The organism is Amycolatopsis sp. NPDC104587, from assembly GCF_055583645.1.
The window spans coordinates 467,742-489,212 of record NZ_JBVJNO010000003.1 but is presented as its reverse complement, the minus strand read 5'-3'; the positions used below and the strand labels follow the sequence as shown (position 1 = coordinate 489,212).

General features: G+C 72.5%; 23 protein-coding genes. 8 read left to right on the top strand and 15 right to left on the bottom strand.

What is annotated here, in order from left to right; all coding sequences use genetic code 11:
- Nucleotides 1–31 precede the first annotated feature (31 nt).
- Both ACZ61C_RS10360 and ACZ61C_RS10355 read right to left on the bottom strand, forming a co-directional pair.
- On the bottom strand, nt 32–841 hold the full coding sequence (locus ACZ61C_RS10360) for an SCO4651 family lipoprotein (protein WP_465305069.1): 810 nt from the start codon (nt 839–841) through the stop codon (nt 32–34).
- Nucleotides 842–887: 46 nt separating this feature from the next.
- Nucleotides 888–1,535: a TetR/AcrR family transcriptional regulator gene (locus ACZ61C_RS10355; RefSeq protein WP_465305067.1), complete on the bottom strand. Its 648-nt coding sequence runs from the start codon at nt 1,533–1,535 to the stop codon at nt 888–890.
- A 60-nt stretch (nt 1,536–1,595) separates the two neighbouring features.
- On the opposite strand from ACZ61C_RS10355, the gene ACZ61C_RS10350 reads away from it, so the two are divergent.
- Nucleotides 1,596–2,225, top strand: a complete 630-nt coding sequence (locus ACZ61C_RS10350) for an FMN-dependent NADH-azoreductase (protein WP_465305065.1) — start codon at nt 1,596–1,598, stop codon at nt 2,223–2,225.
- On the opposite strand, the gene ACZ61C_RS10345 is transcribed toward ACZ61C_RS10350, so the two are convergent.
- The gene (locus tag ACZ61C_RS10345; protein ID WP_465305063.1) at nt 2,222–3,124 is read right to left on the bottom strand and encodes a LysR family transcriptional regulator; all 903 of its coding nucleotides are present in this window, start codon (nt 3,122–3,124) and stop codon (nt 2,222–2,224) included. The two genes, ACZ61C_RS10350 and ACZ61C_RS10345, sit on opposite strands and share 4 nt — an antisense overlap.
- A 96-nt stretch (nt 3,125–3,220) precedes the next feature.
- On the opposite strand from ACZ61C_RS10345, the gene ACZ61C_RS10340 reads away from it, so the two are divergent.
- On the top strand, nt 3,221–4,063 hold the full coding sequence (locus ACZ61C_RS10340) for an oxidoreductase (protein ID WP_465305061.1): 843 nt from the start codon (nt 3,221–3,223) through the stop codon (nt 4,061–4,063).
- Here ACZ61C_RS10340 and ACZ61C_RS10335 read toward each other — a convergent pair.
- Nucleotides 4,035–4,871 (bottom strand): helix-turn-helix transcriptional regulator, encoded by an 837-nt coding sequence (locus ACZ61C_RS10335; protein WP_465305059.1) that lies wholly within the window; start codon nt 4,869–4,871, stop codon nt 4,035–4,037. The two genes, ACZ61C_RS10340 and ACZ61C_RS10335, sit on opposite strands and share 29 nt — an antisense overlap.
- Nucleotides 4,872–4,989: 118 nt before the next feature.
- On the opposite strand from ACZ61C_RS10335, the gene ACZ61C_RS10330 reads away from it, so the two are divergent.
- Complete coding sequence (locus ACZ61C_RS10330) at nt 4,990–6,048, top strand: aldo/keto reductase (protein ID WP_465305057.1); 1,059 nt, start codon at nt 4,990–4,992, stop codon at nt 6,046–6,048.
- 4 nt (nt 6,049–6,052) lie between these two features.
- Here ACZ61C_RS10330 and ACZ61C_RS10325 read toward each other — a convergent pair whose 3' ends face one another.
- The 4 genes from ACZ61C_RS10325 to ACZ61C_RS10310 all read right to left on the bottom strand — a co-directional run bounded on the left by ACZ61C_RS10325 (nt 6,053) and on the right by ACZ61C_RS10310 (nt 10,438).
- On the bottom strand, nt 6,053–6,403 hold the full coding sequence (locus ACZ61C_RS10325; protein WP_465305055.1) for a VOC family protein: 351 nt from the start codon (nt 6,401–6,403) through the stop codon (nt 6,053–6,055).
- Between the two features lie 84 nt (nt 6,404–6,487).
- Nucleotides 6,488–7,174, bottom strand: a complete 687-nt coding sequence (locus tag ACZ61C_RS10320) for an ABC transporter ATP-binding protein (RefSeq protein WP_465305053.1) — start codon at nt 7,172–7,174, stop codon at nt 6,488–6,490.
- A complete protein-coding gene (locus tag ACZ61C_RS10315; protein WP_465305051.1) occupies nt 7,171–7,863 on the bottom strand; it encodes an ABC transporter ATP-binding protein in 693 nt (230 codons plus the stop codon). Before ACZ61C_RS10315 ends, ACZ61C_RS10320 begins: the two co-directional genes overlap by 4 nt.
- Entirely contained in the window at nt 7,856–10,438 is a 2,583-nt protein-coding gene (locus ACZ61C_RS10310; RefSeq protein ID WP_465305049.1) for an FtsX-like permease family protein, read from the bottom strand. The genes ACZ61C_RS10315 and ACZ61C_RS10310 overlap by 8 nt, the downstream gene beginning before the upstream one ends.
- Before the next feature lie 299 nt (nt 10,439–10,737).
- On the opposite strand from ACZ61C_RS10310, the gene ACZ61C_RS10305 reads away from it, so the two are divergent.
- Nucleotides 10,738–12,453, top strand: a complete 1,716-nt coding sequence (locus ACZ61C_RS10305; RefSeq protein ID WP_465305047.1) for a glycosyl hydrolase family 18 protein — start codon at nt 10,738–10,740, stop codon at nt 12,451–12,453.
- 104 nt (nt 12,454–12,557) lie between these two features.
- Nucleotides 12,558–13,091 carry a carboxymuconolactone decarboxylase family protein gene (locus ACZ61C_RS10300; protein WP_465305045.1) on the top strand — a complete coding sequence of 178 codons (534 nt, stop codon included), beginning with the start codon at nt 12,558–12,560 and terminating at the stop codon, nt 13,089–13,091.
- On the opposite strand, the gene ACZ61C_RS10295 is transcribed toward ACZ61C_RS10300, so the two are convergent.
- The 5 genes from ACZ61C_RS10295 to ACZ61C_RS10275 all read right to left on the bottom strand — a co-directional run bounded on the left by ACZ61C_RS10295 (nt 13,088) and on the right by ACZ61C_RS10275 (nt 17,744).
- The gene (locus ACZ61C_RS10295) at nt 13,088–13,999 is read right to left on the bottom strand and encodes a quinone oxidoreductase family protein (protein WP_465305043.1); all 912 of its coding nucleotides are present in this window, start codon (nt 13,997–13,999) and stop codon (nt 13,088–13,090) included. The genes ACZ61C_RS10300 and ACZ61C_RS10295 overlap by 4 nt on opposite strands.
- Before the next feature lie 48 nt (nt 14,000–14,047).
- Nucleotides 14,048–14,908 carry a dioxygenase family protein gene (locus ACZ61C_RS10290; RefSeq protein ID WP_465305041.1) on the bottom strand — a complete coding sequence of 287 codons (861 nt, stop codon included), beginning with the start codon at nt 14,906–14,908 and terminating at the stop codon, nt 14,048–14,050.
- An 11-nt stretch (nt 14,909–14,919) separates the two neighbouring features.
- Nucleotides 14,920–15,714, bottom strand: a complete 795-nt coding sequence (locus ACZ61C_RS10285; protein WP_465305039.1) for a citryl-CoA lyase — start codon at nt 15,712–15,714, stop codon at nt 14,920–14,922.
- Nucleotides 15,707–16,867, bottom strand: a complete 1,161-nt coding sequence (locus ACZ61C_RS10280; RefSeq protein ID WP_465305037.1) for a CaiB/BaiF CoA transferase family protein — start codon at nt 16,865–16,867, stop codon at nt 15,707–15,709. Before ACZ61C_RS10280 ends, ACZ61C_RS10285 begins: the two co-directional genes overlap by 8 nt.
- Nucleotides 16,868–16,934: 67 nt before the next feature.
- Nucleotides 16,935–17,744, bottom strand: a complete 810-nt coding sequence (locus ACZ61C_RS10275) for an IclR family transcriptional regulator domain-containing protein (protein ID WP_465305035.1) — start codon at nt 17,742–17,744, stop codon at nt 16,935–16,937.
- A 133-nt stretch (nt 17,745–17,877) separates the two neighbouring features.
- Between ACZ61C_RS10275 and ACZ61C_RS10270 the strand changes: the two genes are divergently transcribed.
- On the top strand, nt 17,878–19,293 hold the full coding sequence (locus ACZ61C_RS10270) for an amidohydrolase family protein (RefSeq protein ID WP_465305033.1): 1,416 nt from the start codon (nt 17,878–17,880) through the stop codon (nt 19,291–19,293).
- A 101-nt stretch (nt 19,294–19,394) separates the two neighbouring features.
- Here ACZ61C_RS10270 and ACZ61C_RS10265 read toward each other — a convergent pair whose 3' ends face one another.
- Nucleotides 19,395–19,982 carry a hypothetical protein gene (locus ACZ61C_RS10265; RefSeq protein WP_465305031.1) on the bottom strand — a complete coding sequence of 196 codons (588 nt, stop codon included), beginning with the start codon at nt 19,980–19,982 and terminating at the stop codon, nt 19,395–19,397.
- Nucleotides 19,983–20,110: 128 nt separating this feature from the next.
- On the opposite strand from ACZ61C_RS10265, the gene ACZ61C_RS10260 reads away from it, so the two are divergent.
- Both ACZ61C_RS10260 and ACZ61C_RS10255 read left to right on the top strand, forming a co-directional pair.
- Nucleotides 20,111–20,368 (top strand): hypothetical protein, encoded by a 258-nt coding sequence (locus ACZ61C_RS10260; RefSeq protein WP_465305029.1) that lies wholly within the window; start codon nt 20,111–20,113, stop codon nt 20,366–20,368.
- A gap of 17 nt (nt 20,369–20,385) precedes the next feature.
- Entirely contained in the window at nt 20,386–20,919 is a 534-nt protein-coding gene (locus ACZ61C_RS10255; RefSeq protein ID WP_465305027.1) for a hypothetical protein, read from the top strand.
- Here the strand turns inward: ACZ61C_RS10255 and ACZ61C_RS10250 are convergent.
- Complete coding sequence (locus ACZ61C_RS10250) at nt 20,894–21,397, bottom strand: hypothetical protein (RefSeq protein ID WP_465305025.1); 504 nt, start codon at nt 21,395–21,397, stop codon at nt 20,894–20,896. The two genes, ACZ61C_RS10255 and ACZ61C_RS10250, sit on opposite strands and share 26 nt — an antisense overlap.
- Nucleotides 21,398–21,471 lie beyond the last annotated feature (74 nt).

The following is a 21,471-nucleotide window of genomic DNA, read 5'->3' as shown; positions in this document are numbered from 1 at the left end:
CGACGCCGGACACGGACCGTGACGTCGCGGGTCAGGTGCCCATCTTCTTCATCAGCTCGGAAAGGTCGACGACCTGGTCGGCGGGCGGGACTGGGATGTCGACCGGGTCGCCCCAGTCGCGGTAGTCGGTGGTGCCCTTGACGCCGTTTCCGGCTGGGAAGCCGGGGGACAGGTCGATGGTGAGCTGGACGGGGCGTTGTGCGGTGTCGAGCCAGAGTTCGGCGGGCAGCTTGGCGGTGACGGGCTCGGCCGGTTTGCCGTCGAGCGGGGGTTTGGCGAGCTCGGGGAATAGGTCGGGGGCTTTGGCGGCGTCGATTTCGAGGCGGTAGTGGGTGGTGGGCTGGTCGCGCAGGGCGGTTTGCCCGGCGGAGACGATGCGGCCGGCGCGTTCGATCTCGGTCAGGGCGCGGCCGAGGTCGGGGAGCTTGACGACGACGGGCACGCCCGCGGCGGCGGCTTGGGCGATGGGGTCGGGGTTGCCGGGGTCGGTGCCGATCCAGGGTTTGCCGGGGATGCCGGGGGTTGGTGCGTGGGTGAAGGTCCGGTTGCCGAGGACGCGGGTTTCGCTGCCGTCGACGGTGATCGTGAGGGTGCTGGTGGCGCCGTCGAACTTGAGGGCGCCGGTGGCGGTTTTGCCGGCAGGTCCGAATTCGGCGTTCATCGTGAAGGTGGCGGTGGGGGTTTTGCCGATGCCGGCGCGGACTGCCGCCACGAGCTGGGTGGTGTCGGTGGCGGGTGCGGCGAGGGTCGGGGTGGGGGGCGGCGCGGCGGTGCCGGGTCCGGGGTCGCACGCGGTCAGGAGCAGTGCCGTGAGTGCGAAGGCGGGGCCGGCTTTCCGCATGGGTCTCCCTCGGTGTCGGTTCGGCGTGGACCGTATCGGGGGAAGGTCACTTTCCGGCCGCGGCCGGCATCCAGGGTCGAACGAGGCGGACGAGGGACTCGGCCAGGGTCTGCGTGGTGCGTTCGCGGTCGTGGAGCCAGTGGCGGACCTGTTCGGCGGAGAGGGCGGCGAGCAGGACGTCGGCGGCGGTTTCGGCGTCGGGTGCGCCGCCGGTTTCGAGCAGGTGGTGGCAGTGGCGTCGCCAGAGGGTGTGGGCGCCGGTGCGGAAGCGGGCGCCGGTGGCGGCGGTCTCGGAGAGGAGGACGAGGTCGAGCTGGCGGGTGAGGAGGTCGAGGTAGGCGTGGATGAACGCGCCGAGGCGGTCGGCGGGGTCGGCGCCGGGGCCGAGGGGTGGGGGGCCGGTGAGGAGGTGGTGCTGGAGTTCGCGTTCTCGTTCGTCGAGCAGGGCCATGGCGAGGCCGGCTTTGTCGCGGAAGCGGCGGTAGAGGGTGCCTTTGCCGACGCCGGCGGCATTGGCGACGTCGTCCATGGTGACGGCGTCGACGCCGTGTTCGGCGAAGAGGGTTTCGGCGGCGGTGAGGACGCGGATGCGGTTGCGGGCGGCGTCGGCGCGTTCGCGGACGGGGGCGCCGAGGACGGGCAGTTCGACCGGCGTTGACGAAGCGGACTCGGGTCCGCTACGGTTCGGGGACATAAGCGGACTTTAGTCCGATTCTTTGTCCGGCGGAAGCCGACACCCCCGAGGAGCATCACCATGCCTGATCTGCTGCACGTTTCCGCGTCCCCACGCGGCGAAGACTCCCAGTCGCTGCGCCTGGCAGCTACCTTCCTGGACACCTACCGCACGATCCACCCGGACGCCGAGATCGACGAATGGGACCTCTGGGACGGCTCGCTGCCCGCGTTCGGCCCGGCCGCCGCGCGCGCCAAGATGACCGTCTTCGGTGGTGGCACCCCGCAGGGTGAGCAGGCCGAAGCTTGGGCCGCGGCGAAGGCGGCGTTCGCGCGGTTCGACGCCGCCGACCGGGTCCTGTTCAGCGTCCCGATGTGGAACTCCGGGGTGCCGTACGTGCTCAAGCAGTTCATCGACGTCGTGTCCCAGCCGGGGCTGGTGTTCGGGGTCGACGCGGTGACCGGCTACCAAGGGCTGCTCGCCGGGCGCGGCAAGCGCGCGGCGGTCGTCTACACGAGCGCGGTGTGGGGACCGGGGCTGGGCAAGGAGTTCGGCACGGACTTCCAGGCGCCGTTCTTCACCGGCTGGCTGAACTGGGCGGGCATCGACGACGTCACCGAGGTCCGCTTCCACCCCACCCTCACCGGGGACGCGGACGAGCTGGGCCGGGTCGCGCACGAGGCGGCCCGGGACGCGGCCAAGACGTTCTAGCCCGCCTGGGTCAGGTCCGTGGTGGCGGCGAGCTCGACCGCGACGTCGGTGATCGCGGGGAGGGCCGGGTTGTCGTTGCCCGGCAACCACACCAGCTCGGTCCGGGCGACGTCGCCGGCCAGCGGCACGAACGCCACCCCGCTGCGGCGGAGGCTGTGGGACGACCGGGTCAGCCGGGTGACCCCGACCCCGGCCGCGACGAGACCCAGCAGGCCCTGGACGGTGGCGGCGCGCTGGACGACCCGCGGGGTGAAACCGGCGGCGGCGAAGTCGTCGTCGTAGCTGCGGTGCCAGGGTTCCCAGCTGCTCCGCGGGGTCAGCACCCACGGCTCGCCGGCCAGGTCAGCCAGCTGCAGGGAGTCGCGGGTGGCCAGCGAATGCTCGGCCGGGAGGACCGCGCACACCTCCTCGGTCAGCAATGTTCGTGACGCCAGACCCTCGACCAGCGGGGGCCGGGTGAAGGCCAGGTCGAACCGGTCTTCGCGCAGGCCGTCGACCAGTTCGGCGATGGCCGCTTCGGCAGTGGTCACCACGAGGTCGGGGAACCGTTCGCGGACCGCGCGGACGACCGGGGGCAGCAGGTAGTTCGCGGTGGTGGTGAGGAAGGCGAGCCGGACGCTGCCGAGTTCGCCGCGCACCGCCCGGCCGAGAGTCGCGACGGCTTCCTCGGCGCGGGCGAGGACCGCGCGGGCTTCCGGGAGGAACAGCCGCCCGACGGCGGTGAGGCGGGTGCCGCGGGGGTCGCGGTCGAACAGCCGCGCGCCGAGGGTGCGTTCCAGCACGGTGATCTGCTGCGAGAGCGACTGCTGGGCGAGGTGGAGGCCGGCGGCTGCGCGCGTGAAGCTGCTTTCGTCGGCGACGGCGACAAAATAGCGAAGCTGCCGCAGCTCAGGGGTCACAGGCTCAGACTGTAGCCCCGGCAGGACATCGGTGTTGGCGGCACGGCGGTGATCGTCTCCAGGATGGGAGGGAGAAACCACGGGGAGGAAACGAACATGAGGAACACCGACGGCCGCGTCTGGCTGGTCACCGGCTGCTCCGCCGGCTTCGGGCGGGAGATCGCCTTGGCCGCGCTGGCGGCGGGCGACCGGGTGCTGGCCACCGCGCGGCGGCCGGAAACGCTGGCGGACCTGCAGGAGCGCGGCGGTGACCGGGTCCGGACCGCGGCGCTGGACGTGACCGACGCCGGGCAGGTCGACGCGGCGGTGAAGACCGCGCTCGAGGCGTTCGGCCGCATCGACGTCGTGGTCAACAACGCCGGCAACGGCTCGGTCGGCGCGGTCGAGGAGCTGACGATGGCGGAGCTGCGGGGCCTGATGGAGGTGATGTTCTTCGGCGCGGTCGCGGTGACCAAGGCCGTGGTGCCGCACCTGCGGGCGCAGGGCGGCGGCACGGTCGTGCAGATCAGCTCGATGGGCGGGCAGCTGTCGATGCCCGGCTTCGGCGCCTACAGCGCGGCGAAGTTCGCGCTGGAAGGGCTGTCCGAGGCGCTGGCGGCGGAGGTCGCGCCGTTCGGGGTGCGGGTGCTGATCGTTGAGCCCGGCGCGTTCCGCACGGAGTTCGGCGGCGGGCGCATGCACCGCTCCCGCACGATCGACGCCTACCGCGTGTCGACGTCGGGCACGCGGGACGCCGTCGAGGCCATGGACGGCAGCCAGCCCGGCGACCCGGCGAAGGCGGCCGCGGCGATCGTCCGCGCGGTGGGCGCCGAAGACGCTCCGCTGCATCTCGCGCTGGGCGCGGATGCCGTGGACGCGATCCGGGCGCAGCACGAAGCGCTCGCCGCGGACCTGGCAGCGTGGGAGGACGTCAGCCGCGCGACGGCGCTGGAGCACTGAGCCGGTCCAGCGCGGCCTGGCTCTCCTCGTCCGCGGCGCGGTGGATCACCAGCAGCTGGTCGGGGTCCTGCAGCGGCGTGAGCGTTTCGAAGTCCACCGTGATCGAGCCGGCGTCGGGGTGGCGCAGCACCTTGCGGCCACGGCCGTTGACCTTGACGTCGCGCTCGGCCCACAGCCGGGCGAAGTCCTCGTCGTCGCGGAGGAACCCGGTGACCAGCTCGCCCAGCACCCGGTCTTCCGGGTGCGCGGCCCAGGCCGTGCGCAGGTGGGCGATCCCTTCGCGGACGACGCGGTCGCGGTCGGCGTAGAAGTCCCGCGCCTTCGGGTGCCTCAGGCACAGCCACATGGCGTTGCGCTGCGGCGGAGGCAGGGTGTCGAAGTCCAGCAGCAGCCGCGCCATCGCCGGGTTCCAGGCGAGGATGTCGAAGCGGTGGTTGAGCACCATGGCCGGCAGCGGCGCGAGGTCGGCCACCAGCCGGGCCAGCGGCGCCGCCGCGGTGGTGGCCGGCTTGCCGTCGTCGCGGGCGCGCTGCCCGGTCAGGTCGAAGAGGTAGGCGCGTTCGTCCGAGGCCAGCCGCAGGGCTCCGGCCAGCGCGTCGACCACCTCCGCCGAGGGCCGCAGCTCGCGGGCCTGCTCCAGCCGCACGACGTAGTCGACGCTGATCCCGGCCAGCTCGGCGACCTCTTCGCGGCGCAGGCCGGGGGTGCGCCGTGCTTGCTTGCGTGAGGGCAGGCCGAGCTCGCCCGGGTCCAGCCGTTCGCGTCGCGTCCGCAGGAACGCGGCCAGCTCCTGAGTGCGCGTGATCATGCCCGGTGCAACCGCTCGGGTGGGACTCGTGTTCCCAGGAAGCTCCTTCCCTTACCCCGCGCTCGTGGCCGTCGCAGGCTGGTCGCCGCACCGGATCACGAGAACACGGGAGTTACCCATGCCACTCACCCTCGACACCTACCGGCTGCTGGGCCGCTCCGGGGTGCGGGTCTCACCGCTGGCGCTGGGCACGGCGACCTTCGGCACCGAATGGGGCTGGGGCGCCGGGCCGGAGGAGGCCCGCAAGCTGTTCGACACCTACGTCGAGCGCGGGGGCAACTTCGTCGACACCGCCGGCACCTACACCGACGGCAGCGCCGAGCGCCTGCTGGGCGAGTTCGTCCGCGGCCGCCGCGAAAGCCTGGTGCTGGCGTCGAAGTACTCGACGCTGCGCACGCCGGGCGACCCGAACTCCGGGGGCCCGCACCGCAAGAACCTGTTCGCGTCGGTGGAGGCGAGCCTGCGCCGGCTGGGCACCGACTACCTCGACCTGCTCTTCCTGCACGTGTGGGACTTCACGACCCCGGTCGAGGAGGTCCTGCGCGGGCTGGACGACCTGGTCCGCCAGGGCAAGGTCCTGTACGTCGGGATGTCGAACGTGCCGGCGTGGGAGGTCTCGCGCATGCAGGCGATCGCGGACCTACGCGGCTGGTCGCCGCTGGTGGCGCTGCAGATCGAGTACAGCCTCGTCAACCGGGCCGCCGAACGCGACCTCGTCCCGATGGCCCGCGCGATGGGGCTGGGCGTGACGCCGTTCTCGCCGCTCGGCGGCGGAGTCCTCTCGGGCAAGTACCGCCGCGCCGACCTGACCGCGGCGAGCGCGGAACCCGGTTCGCGCAAGAGCTTCAACACGAACCTGGGCATGGTCACCGAGCGGGCCCTCACCATCGCCGACGTCGTGGCGGAGGTCGCCGCGGAGGTGGGCCACACCCCCGCCCAGGTCGCGCTGGCGTGGCTCCTGCACACCCCGGGGGTGACGGCGCCCATCGTGGGCGCGCGCACGCCCGAGCAGCTGGCGGGCAACCTGGGCGCGCTGGAGGTGGACCTGACCGCCGGCCGGCTGGCGCGGCTGGCCGAGGTCAGCGCGATCGACCTCGGCTACCCGCACGACGTGCTGGCCGGCGACCACCTTCGCGCGGCGACCCGGGGCGACCTGACGGTCGAGGGCCGCCGCTGACGTCTTACGCGGGGTCTTCCAGCAGCCCGAGGACGTTGCCGTCGGCGTCGGTGAAGGTCGCCACGAGGCGGCCGTTCCCGACGTCCTTCGGCTCGTCCTTGACCTTCCCGCCCGCGGCGGTCACCTCGGCCAGCTTCGCCTCGAGGTCGGCGACGTGCCAGTAGGTCACCGGCCCGGTCATGCCCTGCTGCGCGCCGTTGGGCACGAGCCCGATGTGCTGGCCGGCGACGTCGTAGCCGACGTAGTAGGGCGCGTCGGCCTGCGGCTCGAGGCCCAGCAGCGCCGTGTAGACGGCTTTGGCGGCGGCCACGTCGGTGACCGGGTGCAGGACGGTCTTGATCCCCTGGGTGTTCATCGGTGCTCCTGAAGTTCGTCGGTTGTGGTACGCCGACGACGGTATTGCGGCCCCGCTGACCAGTGCTTCTCGATTCCTGATCGGTTAGTCGAGCAGCGCGGTGAGCACGCCGTCGAGCAGGCGGACGCGGCGGTCGGCGATGCGGTGCACCTCGTCGTCGTGGGTCGCGACGATGACCGCCGCCCCCTCGGCCGCGCACCGGCGCAGCAGCCGCAGGACCCGGGGCGTGGAGCCGGCGTCCAGGTGCGCGGTCGGCTCGTCGGTCAGCAGCACCCGCGGCCGCCCGGCCACCGCACGGGCCAGCGCGACCCGCTGCTGCTGCCCGAACGACACCTCCAGCGGGTAGCGGTCGCCGAGGTCGCCGATGCCCAGCTCGTCCAGCAGCTCGGTGACACGCGCCCCGATGTCGGCGTTCGACGGCCGTGGCACGTCCGAGCGCAGCCGCAGCGGCAGGGCGACGTTCTCCGCGATCGTCAGCTCGTTGGCCAGCCCGAGGGCCTGGGGCAGCACCGCGCACGTGTGCCACGGCGGTGCGCCGCTGATCGGGACGCCGTCCAGCAGCACGCACCCGGAGTCGGGGGAGTCGAACCCGCACAGCAGCGCGAGCAGCGCGCTCTTGCCCGACCCGGACCGGCCCGACACCGTGACCAGCTCACCGGCGGCCACCCGCAGCTCCAGCCCGCGCAGCACCTCGATGTCGCCGCTGGGGTGGGCGAAGCTGCGGCGCAGCCCGACGGCTTCCAGCATGGACGGCGCGGCTTCGGCGGTCATCGTCGCGGCTCCTGTTCTTCGACACCTTCGAGCGAGCCCTTGTGCAGCCGGGCCACCCGCGCGCCGAGGTCGATGAGGCGTTCGTCGTGCGAGGCGACCAGCACCGCGAAGTCCTGGTCCACCAGGTACTGCAGGGTGTCCAGCACCAGGTCCGCCGACGCCTCGTCCAGCTGGGACGTCGGCTCGTCGGCCAGGATCACCGTCGAGCGCGCGGCGAGCACACACCCGAAGGCCAGCCGCTGCTGCTGCCCGCCCGAAAGCGCGGAGATCTTCCAGCCGCCGGTGCCGTGCAGGCCGAGCTGGCCGAGGATGTCGTCGGGAGCGCAGTCGGTGCCCGCGGCTTCGGCGGCCGCGCGCAGGTTGTCCGCGACGCTCAGGTAGCCCAGCAGGTTGTCCGACGGGTTCTGGAACACCAGCCCCAGGTGGTGGCGGCGCAGCGCCCGCCGCTCCCGGTGCCGGAGCTTGCGCACGTCGGCGCCCTGGAACGTCAGCGTGCCGCGCGCGGGCGCCTCGAACAGGCCCAGCACCCGCAGCAGCGTCGACTTCCCGGACCCGGACGGCCCCGCCAGCACGGTCATCCCGCGCGCGGGGACGTCGATGCTGACGTCGTCGACGCCGGTGACGACCCCGGCCGGGGTCGCGTAGTCGACGCCGAGCCCACGCAGGGAGAAGATCGGTTTCTCAGGCACGGATCAGCTCCGCGGTCCGGGCGGTGCGCACCGAGCGCACCGCGATCCAGCCGGCCAGGCCCACCACGAGCAGCCCGATGACCAGCACGGTCAGCACGAACGACGTCGGGTCGGGCAGTTCCGAGCGCGGCGCGAGGAACGTCGCGGGGTCGAACCGCGGGACCGACAGCCCGGCCACGGAGATCCCGCACACCACCCCGACGACGATCGCGAGCCCGCTCAGCGCGCCCAGCTCCATCAGGTGGCTCGCCAGCAGCGTCCGCGGCCGCATTCCCATGCGCAGCACCAAAGCGCCGGCCAGCGCGTTCTGCCGTCGCCGGACTTCGACCGCGACGAGCAGCGCCAGGATCGCCACGACACCGAGCACCGCGCCCAGCAGCGCCACGAACGAGAACGTCCACGACACCACGAAGAACGGCAGACCGTCCAAAGCGGACTCCCGGCTGACCCGGTTCGGGATGAACACCCCCGCGGAGCGCAACGCGGTCGTCGCCTCCGCCATCGGCGCGCTCGTCAGGACGCTCCACTTCGGAACGCTGTCCAGCTGCGCGTGGCTCAGCACCGTGCGGGACACGACGTACCCGGCGGAGGTGCCGATCATGGGGAACACCGGCAGGTCGGCGACGGTGACGGCGTCGGGCAGCCCGTCCGGCAGCTGCGCGGTCTGCTTGGCCGTGTGCCCGATCCGCAGCACCGGGGTGCCGCGCGGGTCCGGCTGCGAGATCTTCGCCAGCAGCCCGCCGAGGTCGCCGGTGGGCACGTGGTCCACGGCGGCGCCCCGGGTGAACGTCGCGGGGTCGACGACCAGCACCACGCTGCCGGTGCCGGTCAGCTCACCGACCACGGTGCTGGTCCCGGCCAGCGACGCCGGCATCGCGACCTCGCCCATCCCGATCGGACTGTCGGTGTCGAGCCGGGCGTTGCTGCCCACGAAGATCGCCGACTTGGTGTCGAGGGCGTCCTCCTGGCCGTTGGCGATGCCGAGGCCGGTGGCGAGCGTGCCGATGGCCAGGGTGCCGATCACGAGCACCCCGGTGACCGGGGCGCGGGCGCCGGCGAGGCGCCGGATCGCCAGCTGCAGCGCCGGGCGTGACCAGAGCCGGGCGCGGTGGGAGGCGTGCAGGGCCAGCCAGGCCAGCCGCGCGGTCAGCAGCCCCACGGTCAGCACGACGAACACCGGGTAGGTCAGGGCCAGCGGGTCGACCTGGGGTAATGGATTTCCGAGGCGTGAGGCCGTCCCGTAGTGGGTCAGGCGGTTCCAGCCGAGCCAGGCCATCCCCGCGGTCGCGAGCTCCCACGGGAAGTACCCCAGCAGCCGCGCCCGGTTGCCCTTGCCGCGCACCCGGCCCAGCTCGAACTCCCGGTGCACGCGGACGGCGACCACGAGGGCCAGCAGCGCCAGCGACACCAGCAGCGTCCCGGCCGCGACGGCGCCGGCGCGCAGCTCCGCCGCGGGGTCGGGGGAGCCGGCCGGCCCGTACACGCCGAGCAGCAGCCGCGCGGCGACCGCGCCGGCCGCCCCGCCGAGGATGATCGGCAGGCCCAGTTCGGCGACGGCGAGACCGCCCAGCGCCGCCGGGCCGCTGCCGCGGGCCGAGAGCAGCCGCAGCTGCGCGTGCCGCCGCTGGTACCACTGCAGGGCGACGGTGCCCAGGCCCGCGCAGCCGACCAGGACGCTGATCAGGGCCAGCGGCAGGATCGAGACGAACACGTTGTCCTCGGCCTGGCGCGCGATCTGCACCGAGCGTTCGAACGTCGGGACGTCGGCGGCGACCAGGTTCCCGAGCCCCTGGGCGGTGAGGTCCGCGCGGACGTCGGCGACCAGGTCGTGGGAGCGCTGCAGGAGGTCTTCGGCGCCGCTGAGGGTGGTCGGCGGGGGTTCGTAGAACGAGATGTGGAAGTACTGCATGGTGGGCAGGCCGATGGCCTTGACCGCGTCGTCGAAGGTCTTGCGGTCGGTGGCGAAGACGATCGAGTCGATCGGGTCGTTGGCCAGCCGGTCCACGACCGCGCCGGACTGCTGCGAGCACCACCAGCGCGGCGGCGGGTCGAGCAGGTCGCGGTAGATGCCGGTGACCGGCGGCAGCGCCACGCCTTGGATGCTGGGCTTGGCGCCGACGCCGATGTGCTCACCGTCGGCCAGGACGTTGCCCAGCCACCACCCGGGCGCGCGTGTTCCCTGCTGCAGGGTCAGGTTGTCCAGTCCGGCTTGGTCGCGCGAGGCCAGCCGGACCTTGTAGCCCGGGCCGCCGTCGAACTGGGTGCCGAACAGCACGGTCGTGTACTGGCCGACGACCGGCGCGCCGAAGCCGTGTGCGGGGGCGTGGCGCTGGACGGCCTGGGTGAGCGCCGGGATGTCCTTCACGGGGATGTTTCCCTTGCCGAACACCGGGCCGTAGCTGTCGGGGCAGGTGATCCCGGTCTGGTAGGCGATGGTCGCGCCGCCGGCCGCGGACGCCTGCAGGACCGCGGCCGCGCCGAGGAAACAGGCCAGCAGCGAGGTCACGGCCGCCACGATCAGCGTCAGCGGGCTTGAGAGGGCCGCCTTCGGGGCCGCCCGCCACGGCTTGGTCACTCTGCGTCGTCCAATCTTCCCCCATGTCACCCGCATGGACGCGCACGCTACCGGCAGGCCGCAGGATTTGGCACATTTTTGTTCCGATCGTTAATCACCCGCTGTGGTCGGCCCGCGGCCGGTTCCGACATTACGGACAGCGAGCAACACCTACCGCCATCCGGCCGGTTTAGTGGTCTAGACCTTGACGCACGGATTGGTCTGATCCAATCCTGGAGACGTTCCCGCCGTGCGACGCCGCAGCACGGCTCCCCGCCGGCTCTGGAGCGCAGATGCGTCGACGCAGACCTTTCGCCCGAATGTCCGTTTTCCTAACCCTCGCAGCGGTTTCCGCGAGCTCGCTGGTCGCCGCCGCGGGAACCGCCCAGGCCGCCACGCCGCTGCCCACGCACGTCTTCGCGCCCTACTTCGAAGCGTGGACCGGCGAGAGCCCGGCCGCGCTCGCGCAGCAGTCCGGCGCCAAGCACCTCACGATGGCGTTCATCCAGGCCGCCACCAAGGGCTCGTGCACGGTCTACTGGAACGGTGACACCGGGATGCCGATCTCCAGCGGCACCTTCGGCGCCGACATCAGCACGATCCGCTCCCGCGGCGGGGACGTCATCCCCTCCTTCGGCGGCTACACCGCCGACAACACCGGCACCGAGATCGCCGACAGCTGCACCAACGTCGACTCCATCGCCGCCGCGTATGAATCGGTGATCACCACCTACGACGTCCCGCGCCTCGACATGGACATCGAGGACAACTCGCTCACCAACACCGCCGGGATCGACCGCCGCAACAAGGCCATCAAGAAGGTCCAGGACTGGGCCGCGGCCTCCGGGCGCTCGCTGCAGATCTCCTACACCCTGCCCACCACCACCCGCGGCCTCGCCGACAGCGGGCTGGCCGTGCTGCGCAACGCCGTCACCAACGGCGCCCGCGTCGACGTCGCCAACCTCATGACCTTCGACTACTACGACAACGCCGCCCACCAGATGGCCACCGACACCCAGACCGCCGCGACCGGGCTGGTCTCCCAGCTCGCCGCGCTGTACCCGGGCAAGACCCAGGCCCAGCTGTGGGCGATGGTCGGGGTCACCGAGATGATCGGCGTCGACGACTTCGGGCCGGCCGAAACCTTCACCACCGCCGACGCGGCCACGGTCTACAACTGGGCGGTGTCCAAGGGCATCAACGAGATCTCGTTCTGGGCGCTGCAGCGCGACAACGGCAGCTGCCCCGGCGGCGCCGCGGCCGACAACTGCTCCGGCATCGCCCAGGACACCTGGTTCTTCAGCCACGCCTTCGAGCCCTTCACCGGCGGCACCTCCGTGCCCGGCAACGACTTCTCCCTCGCGGCGACCCCGGCTTCGGCCGCGGTCGACCCCGGCGGCTCGGCCACCGCGACCGTGAGCACCGCCGTGACGTCCGGCTCCGCCCAGCAGGTGGCGCTGTCGGTGACCGGCGCGCCGGCCGGTGTCACGGCCTCGGTCAGCCCGGGCTCGGTCACCGCCGGCGGCAGCGCGACGCTGTCGGTGAGCACCACGACGGCGGCCGCCCCCGGCGTCTACCCGCTGACCGTCACCGGCGCCGCGAGCTCCGGCAGCCACAGCGCCACCTTCACCCTCACCGTGAAGGGCACGCCGCCCGCGGGCGGCGTGGTCAACGGCGGCTTCGAAACCGGCGCGCTCAGCCCGTGGAGCGCCTCGGGTGACTCGATCGTCGCGACGCCGGCGCATTCGGGCACCCACGCCCTGCAGGTGGTCCCGACGTCCTCGGCCACCGGCGAGGCGGCCCAGAACGTCACGCTCGCCCCGAACCACGCCTACACGCTCAAGGCGTGGGTGCAGGGCAGCTACGCCTACGTCGGCGTCCGCGGCGGCGCGAACGCCAGCACGTGGACCTCGAGCAGCGGCTGGACGCAGCTGTCGGTGCCCTTCACCACCGGCGCCTCGGGCGCGGTGACGGTGTACGTCCACGGCTGGTACGGCCAAAGTGCCCTCTACGCCGACGACTTCACCATCGGCTGACCGGCGTTCGGTGGCGGCCCGGTTGGGCAAGACGGAGGTTGGCCGGGCCGCCGCCATTCGAAAGACTGGGAGGGGAAGATCTTCCGTCCGTGGAGGAGGACCGCATGCCGCACATCCCGCTCGACCCGCAGCTGCCGGGGATCAGCGCGCTCTTCGCCTACCGGCCGGAGACCGCCGCGCCGCTCGGCCAGCTGGGCGAGGTGCTGCTGCGCGGCCCCAGCAGCCTCACCGTCGGCGAGCGTGAGCTGATCGCGGCCGTCGTCTCCAACGGCAACGAGTGCCGGTTCTGCACCGGCAGCCACTCCGCCGTGGCGGCCCAGACCCTCGACGGCGGCCAGGCGGTGGTCGACGCCGCGTGCGGTGGGATCGACGACGCCCCCGTGTCGGCGAAGCTCAAGGCGCTGCTGTGGATCGCGCTCGCGGTGCGGGAGACGGGCCGCGCGGTCACCGATGAGCTGGTCGCGGCTGCCCGCGCCGAGGGCGCGACCGACCTCGAGCTGCACGACACGGTCTTGATCGCGGCGTCCTTCTGTCTGTTCAACCGGTACGTCGACGGCCTGGCCACGGTCGCGCCGGAGGACCCGGCCGTCTACGACTTGATCGGCAAGCGGCTGATCGAAAACGGCTACGCCCGCTAGGGCGCCAGCACGATCCGGCCGCGGGCGGCCCCGGCGGCCTGACGCTTCCACGCGTCGGCGGCGTCGGCGAGCGGCACCCGCTCGTACCCGACCGTGAGGTCGCCCGCGACCGCGTATCCGACCACGGTGAGCAGCGCTTCGGCGCGCTCGGTGAGGGTCAGCTCGTTGTTGGTGTACCCGAGGATCCGCAGTGACCGGCTGCGCAGCGTCGCCGAGTCCACCGGGCAGTGGTCCCCGGCTGATCCGCCCAGGTTGACCAGCCGCCCGCCCGGGCGCAGCGTCCGCAGGGCCGCCGCGGCCGGGGCGCCCCACACCGGGTCGACGACAAGATCCACCGGCCCCGCGGATCGCAGTGCCTCCTCGTCGCCGACTGGGACGGCCGCGTCGGCGCCGAGGCGCGTGGCCTGCTCCCGGGCTTCGGCCGAGCGGGCGCACGCGACGACCCGCCCGGCCCCGGCGAGCCGCGCCAGCTGCACGGCTGCCTGCCCGACCACACCACCGGCGCCGAGCACCAGCACCGTCTCACCCGGGGTGAGCCCGCCCGTGCGGGTCAGGCACATCCACGCCGCCACCGCGGACAGGCCGAGCGCCGCGACGAGCGTGTGGTCGGCCTCCTCCGGCAGGACGACGAGGTCGCCGGCGGCGACGGTGGTGCGTTCGGCCATGGAGCCGTCACCCGGTCGCATGCCCGCGGTGGTGGCGAACCAGACCGGGGTCCCGGCCGGGTACGCCTGCGTCGGCTGCGTCAGGACGCCGACGCCCTGGACTCCCGGCACGTACGGCGTCGCCGGCACGCCGAAGTAGGACGTGCCGGACGCGCAGAGCAGGTCGAGCGGGGTGATCGGCGCCGCCGTCACCCGCACCGCGAGCCGGTCCGGCGCCGGCCCGGGCTCAGCTCGTTCGGTCACCACCGGGCAGCCGCCCGCCGTGGGGAGCTCCGCCGCGCGCACCGGCGGTCACACGGGCTGCAGGACGAAGTTGTACCGCGCCTCGAGCCACGGCTCGGCCGACTCGCCACCGTCCGGGGTCGGCCCGGGCTCACGGGGCTCGAACGCGACGACCAGCTCCTGCTTGGTGCCGAACACGACGTCGCTGTCGAGGTACTCGGCGCCCTCCTGGAACAGGTGCGTGATCAGCGGCTCGTACCCGGCGGCGTTGATCAGGAAGTGCACGTGGGCGGGCCGGAAGTGGCTGATGTCGGTGCCGCCGACGAGCTCGCCGACCGGGCCGTCCATCGGGATCGAGTAGCCCTTCGGCGCGATGGTGCGCAGGCAGTAGGACCCGTCGGGGCGCGTGACGTACTTCGCGCGCAGCCGCGCCTCGTCGATGTCCGGGATCTGCGACTCGTAGGCGCCTTCCTCGTCGGCCTGCCAGACGTCGAGGACCGCGCCGGCGGCGGGGGAGCCGTCGAGACCGCGGACGGTGCCGGTGATGTAGAGCGGCGTGCCGGGCAGCGCGTCGGACATGTCCCCGCCGAACTCCTTCTCCGGCGAGCCGTCGATGTGGAACGGGCCGAGCACGGTCGCCGGGGTCGCCTTGGCGTCGAAGGCGTGGTTCATCTGCACCACCAGCATGCTCAGGCCTAGCACGTCGGAGGCCAGGATGAACTCTTCGCGCTTCTCGTCGCTGATCTGCCCGGTCTCGGTGAGCCACCGCATCGCGGCCATCCACTCGGTCTCGCTCAGCCGGACCTCGCGGGCGAACGCGTGCAGGTGCCGCACGAGGGCGGCCATGAGCTCCGCTGTCCGCGGGTCGTGCGCGCTCGCCCAGCGCCGCGCGGCGAGCTCGGTGATGTTGTCTTCGGTGACCAGCTGCATCGGCGTTCCTCTCAGGGTTCCGGGTCCGGTGCGACCGGCCGGTTGTTCAGGTCGACCGACAGGAAGATGTCGTTCGCCACGGGGTGACGCAGCTCCTCGGCGAGCTGGCCGATCAGCCCGGCGGTCCGGGCCAGCAGCGCGAACCCGCGCAGCAGCGGCAGCGGCAGCCCGAGGTCGGCGAGCGCGGCGCCGCAGACCCCCGCGCCGTTGAGCGGCAGCGTCTTGCCCAGCACCTGCGGGTGCACCCGGCCGATCGCCGCGAACAGCTCCAGGTGCGGGCCGCGCAGGTCCTCCTCGGCGGCGATCTCGAACAGCCGCCGGGTGCGCGGGTCGCCGTCCTTGTGCACGTGGTGGCCGAGCCCGGGAACGTACTTCCCTTGCGCGCGAACGGCTTCCACCGTCTCGAGGGCGAGGGCGTCCCAGCCCGGCTCGTCGGTCGGCTGCTCGTCGGCGGCGGAGAGGACGTCGTGGAGGAAGCGGCCGCAGTCCTCGGTGACGCCGAGGAACCGCGACCCGCCGCCCAGCAGCCCGGCGGCAAGCGCGCCCTGGACCGAGTCGGGGGCGGACAGGTAGGTCAGCCTCGTGACGATCGCGGTCGGGGTGAAGCCGTGGTCGGCCAGCGCCGCCAGCACCGCTTCGAAGACCCGGGTCTCCCCTTGGGACGGACGTCGCTGCGTCGCGAGCCAGAACGCCAGCTCGCCGAACCCGACGGTGCCCATCACATCCTCGGCGAGGTCCTGGCCGAGCAGGGTGATCTTGTCCTTCGTGGACGATCCGAGCGCGGTTTCGTAAACGGGGTCAGTCATCCGTGGTCTCCGTCAGCCAGGCGCGCAGCTCGGCGCCGTGTTCGTCGAGCTCCGGCGGCGGCAGCCGGTAGGCCGCCGGCGTCGCGGAGAACCGGATCGGGTGCCGGGTCGTGGGAACCGCCCGCTCGCCCTCGCCGACCTCGACGACGGGGTCGAGCCCGAAGCGCTCGGCCATCGCGAACCCGCCGTCGATGGTGTTGATCGGTCCACACGGGACACCGACCTTCGTGAGCGCGTCGAACCACTCCACCGCGGTCTTCCGGCCGAGCCGCTCCACCAGGATCGGCCGCAGCTCCTCGCGGTTGCGCGTGCGGTCGGCGTTGCGGGCGAACCGCGGGTCGTCCGGCACGTCCGGCAGCTCCAGGACCTCGCACAGCCGCCGGAACTGGCCGTCGTTGGCCGCGGCGACGATCAGGTCGGTGTCGGCGGCCGGCAGCGGCTCGTACGGGAAGACGCTGGGGTGGGCGTTGCCCATCCGGTACGGCACGACCCCGCCGGCGGCGTAGGCCGAGCTGTGGTTCACCAGGCCGGTCAGCGCCGAGGACAGCAGGTTGACCTCGACGTGCTGGCCCTCGCCGGTCGTGTCCCGGTGGCGCAGCGCGGCGAGGATGCCGATCACCGCGTGGTTGCCCGCCATCACGTCGAACACCGAGATCCCGGCCCGGTACGGCGGGCCGTCCGGATCGCCGGTCAGGCTCATCAGCCCCGAGATCGCCTGCACCATGAGGTCGTACCCGGGGACGTGCCGACCCTCGCCGGAGCCGAAGCCGCTGATCGAGGCGTAGACGGTCGCGGGGTTGGCCTGCTTGACGGCGTCGAAGTCCAGGCCGTACTTGGCCAGGCCGCCGGGTTTGAAGTTCTCGATCACGACGTCCGCGCGGGCCGCCAGCTCGCGCGCGACCGCGGCGTCGGCTTCCTCGCGCAGGTCGAGCGCGATCGACCGCTTCCCGCGGTTGACGCCGAGGTAGTAGGTGGAGACGTTCCCGCGTACCGGCGGCATCCAGGTGCGGGTTTCGTCGCCCTGCGGGCCTTCGACCTTGACGACGTCGGCGCCCAGGTCGGCGAGCAGCATCGTGGCGTACGGGCCGGCGAGCACCCGGGAGAAGTCCGCGACCAGCAGCCCGGACAACGGGCCCGTTGTGCTGGAATCCACCCGGAACCACCCTTCTGTCCGCCTGACGGACTCCTGTCCGTAGTTTGCTCCCCGACTGCGCCGTCGGTCAAGACACGGCGGGCACGGTGACGTGCGGGACCTCGTCCAGCCGGGCGAAGTCGGCGCTGATGTCCCCGGCGGCCTGCAGCAGCAGCGGCAGGTGGTGGTCCAGGAGCCGTTCCACGGACGTCTCCGCGGCGTGGCAGTTGACGTTGACGCCGGCGATCACCCGGCCGGACCCGTCGCGCAGCGGCGCGGCGACCGAACGGATGCCCAGCGCGAGCTGCTCGTCGGTGAGTGCCCAGCCGCGGGCCCGGACCTCCCGCAGGGCGGCGTCACGCTCGGCGCGGTCGGGCTGCCAGCGCGCGACGAGCCCGGACCGGGTCGGCTCGGCCAGCACCGCGTCCAGCTCGTCCGGCGGCAGCGCGGCCAGCTGCACCTTGCCCAGCGACGTCGGCAGGGCCGGGAAGCGGGTGCCGATCTGCACGGTGAGCCCGACGATCTTCGGCACCGCGACGCGGGCGACGTAGACGATGTCGGAGCCGTCGAGCTGGGCGATCGAGCACGACTCGCCGGTGCGTTCGACCAGGCGTTCCAGGTGCGGGCGGGCGACGTCCCACAGGCCCGTCGAGCGCACGTAGGCGACACCGAGGTCGAGCACGCGCGGGGTGAGCGTGTACCCGCGTCCGCTCGCCCGGACGTAACCGAGCTCTTCCAGCGTCAGCAGGATCCGCCGCGCGGTCGGGCGGGCCAGGTTCGCCGCCGTCGCCACCTCCGCGAGTGTCATCTCCCGCTGGTGGGGGCGGAACGCGGTGATCACCTCGAGCCCGCGGGCCAGCGCTTCGATGAAGTCGGGCCCCGTTCCCTCGCGTGGCATGCGCGTCCTCCTCCTGCAGCGGTCCTCCCCGGCAGCGTAGCGGTGGGGATTGACACCGGTGCGGCACTGGGCAAGGGTGTCTCCACCGTCGAGTGTCCGTAGAGCGGACGAGTGTACGCGACTGGAGGCAGCGATGTCCGGATCGATCGTCCTGCGAGGCGGCACAGTGCTGACCCTCGACGACACCCACCGGGTGCTCGCCGGTGAGGACGTCCTGGTGACCGGCGACCGGATCACCGCGATCGGGCCCGCGCTGGAGGTGCCACCGGGCACGACCGAGATCGACGCGACCGGCGGGATCGTCATGCCGGGCATGGTCGACACCCACCGGCACCTGTGGCAGACGGCGATGCGCGGGTACGGCGCCGACTGGACGCTCACGCAGTACTTCGTCTGGTACTACCTCGAATGGGGCAAGGTGTTCCGCCCCGAGGACATCTACGCGGGCAACCGGCTGGGCGCGCTCGAAGCCCTCGAAGCGGGCGTCACGACCACAGTGGACTGGTCACACGGCCTGCAGACGACCCAGCACGCCGACGCGGCCGCGGACGCGCTGGAATCGGTGCCCGGCCGGTTCGTGCTGGCCTACGGCAACATCCAGGACTCGCCGGCGAACTGGACCGGCACGCCGGAGTTCCGCGACTTCGTCGCCCGCCGCACCGGCGGCGACCTGGGCTTCCAGCTCGCGTTCGACGTCACCGGCGACCCGGCGTTCCCGGAGCAGGCGGCGTTCGAGGTGGCGCGCGAGCTGGGCGTGCCGGTGACGACGCACGCGGGCGTGTGGGGCGCGACCGGTGACGAGGGCATCAAGCTGATGCACGACCACGGGTTCATGACCCCGTCGACGATCTACGTGCACAGCGCGTCCCTCTCGGCCGACTCCTACCACCGGATCGCCGCGACCGGCGGGTCGGTGTCGGTGTCGACGGAGAGCGAGCAGAGCGCGGGCCAGGGTTACCCGCCCACCTGGGCGCTGCGGCAGTACGGGATCCCGGTGTCCCTGTCGATGGACACGTCGGTCTGGTGGAGCGGCGACCTGTTTTCGGCGATGCGCGCGACGCTGGGCGCGGACCGGTCCCGCGAGCACCTGGAGGCGCACGCGAAGGGCGAAACGGTGACGCACGCGGCGCTGCGGGCCGAGCAGGTGGTGGAGTGGGCCACCCGCGGCGGCGCGGCCGCGCTGGGCCGCACGGACATCGGCAGCCTGGCGGTCGGCAAGAAGGCGGACGTGGTGCTGCTGAAGAACGTGCATTCACCGGCGTCGTTCCCGCTGCTGAACCCGTACGGTCACGTGGCATTCCAGGCCCAGCGCGGCGACGTCCACACGGTGCTGGTCGACGGCCGCGTGGTCAAGCGCGACGGCCGTCTCGTGGAGGTGGATCTGCCGGCGGTCCGCCGCGAGGTGGAGTCGACGGTCGACTACCTGCGCGGGCAACTGGGCGAGGAGGCGTGGCGGCAGGGGATGAACCCGGACATCCCGGAGGCGAAGATCCTGGACAACCCGTACACGTACACGACCTACCAGAGCGAATCCACCCACGGCGGCTGAACTCACCCACAGGCGTCCCGGCCCGCACACTCCGCAGCGAACCGCCGGCCCGTTCCGCGGATTGTCGATCGCACCCGTGTGACCACCGGTGACGCCGCCGGTCACGCGCGGCGTTCGGCGCGGCGGAGATCGCCGAAGCGTGGGACGCCGGGCTGGTGCTGACCGGCGGAGATCTCGAGCGAACCGTCCAGGGCCTGCGTGACCACGGGTTCACCGGACCGCTGCTGTGTGACGCCGACCGGTACTCGGGAAACGACCGTGTCGGCGCCGCCCGGGGAACACACCCCGCACGGCTCGGCAGGCAAGCCGCGCTCGGGCTGCTTCCCCTCACCGACTCCGGGTACGTCGCCCTCTACGACATCCGGGGACTGCGCACGATCCTCAGCGCCGCGGCGCACCGTCGATCTCCGGTGGTGGCCGTGCTGCCTCTGGCCGCGCGCTGGTTCGCCACGAACGCCGCGTGCGGCGCGCTGGTCCGCGAGATCAACGCGTCCGGTGCTCCGGTCGCGATCGCGGTCGAGCACCGCGACGACCCGTTCGGGATCCAGTACCTGGTCCGAGGGTTCCTGCGGCTGCCGGCCGCCGTCGAGGTGCCGGTGATCCTGCTCAGGTCCGACATCGCCGCGGTCGGCGCGTTGTGCCACGGGGCGCACGCGGGCGCGGTCGGCACGACCAGCGCGCTCCGGCACACCTATCCTCGCTGCTGGCCTACCACCGCCTTGAGACGCTCGGCCGGGTCTTCACGGACACTCCCGATCTGGCGCAGCTGTGGCCGTGCACCTGCCCGGTGTGCGACGGGCGGACTCCAGCGGGTCTCGTGCACGCACTGCTCGCGCTGCACGGCGACCTGCGCCGGGCCCGCACCCGTGCGGCGACGATCAGCTCGTGGCACGAGCACTGCAGCCACGCGCTCGTCGTGCACGACCAAGTGGCCGAAGACGTACCCGGCTGGCGCGCGCCGGCGGGGGTGCGTGGCTGGGCCAAGGTCACCGACGATCCCCTTCCCGCCCGCGCCGGCATTCCGGCCCAGGAGCCGAGGGTGTCCCCGGCACAGGTCGTGGCGGGCGAAAGGTGACCCGGTAGCGTGCGGCCGTGGTCCAGGTCTTCATCCAGCCGTCCTACGGCACTCCCGACGCCCGCCGCTACGGGGCTGAGTCGCTCGAGAAGACGGTGGACTTCGGTGCCCTCGCTGACCTGCTCGACCCGGCCGACCTCGCGCGCCTGACCGCGCTGCACCCCGCCGGCCGGGCGCGGTTCTGGGGCGCCAAGGACAAGTACGACCGCCGGATGGACACCGTCACCACGGGCGACGTGGTGCTGTTCACCGGCCGCAAGCAGGTCCAAGCCACCGCCGAAGTCGGACACGGCTTCCGCAACCCGGCCTTCGCGCGGCGGCTGTGGAACCCGGATCCGGGGAAGTGCTTGTTCAGCAACGTCTACAGCCTGCGCCACTACCGGCGCGTCGGAATGCCGTACGAAGCGATCTGGGCGTTGCCCGGCTTCACACCGGGCGACAACTTCATGGGGCTTCGATTTCTGGACGACACGAAGTCAGCGGCGGTGGTGGCGCTGCTGAAGTCCGTGCTGTCCACTGTGGAGTTCAGACGTGCGGGACACCGAGGATGATCACGTAGCCGAGCGCGCCGATGACCAGGCCCAGGCAGTAGGGCGCCGCCCGGTCCCGGTCGTCCGCCCACAGGTAGAGGATGAACGAAAAGCCGGCGGACAGGACCAGCTCGACGATCGGGATCGAGGTCGAGATGTTCAGCAGCTGCATCAGCACCGCCCCGACCGCGGCCATTCCGGTCGTGGCCAGCCAAAGGGGGAGGTCGGGGATGCGGGCCCGCGTCGTGGCGGGCGCGTCGCCCCGCCGGCTTCCGCCGAGTTTCGGTGCGACGACGAACGTCAGCACCATCAGCGGCAGCACCACCGCGGCGAAACTGCGGAGACCGGCGGTGAAACCGCCCGCGAAGGCACGGACCACGAAGAAGAACGCCAGCCCGCCCAGGAAGAGGGGAGCGACGATCAAGGCGGTCCACATGATCCCGATGACGATCTTCCTGGCGAGGTTCTCCTGTTCGCGAGCGAACGAATCCGTCGTCATTCTTCCTCCTCGTGAGTCGGTGCCGGAGCAGGCGACTCACGAGTCGACGCGCGGGAAACTCCTGTTACGGGACA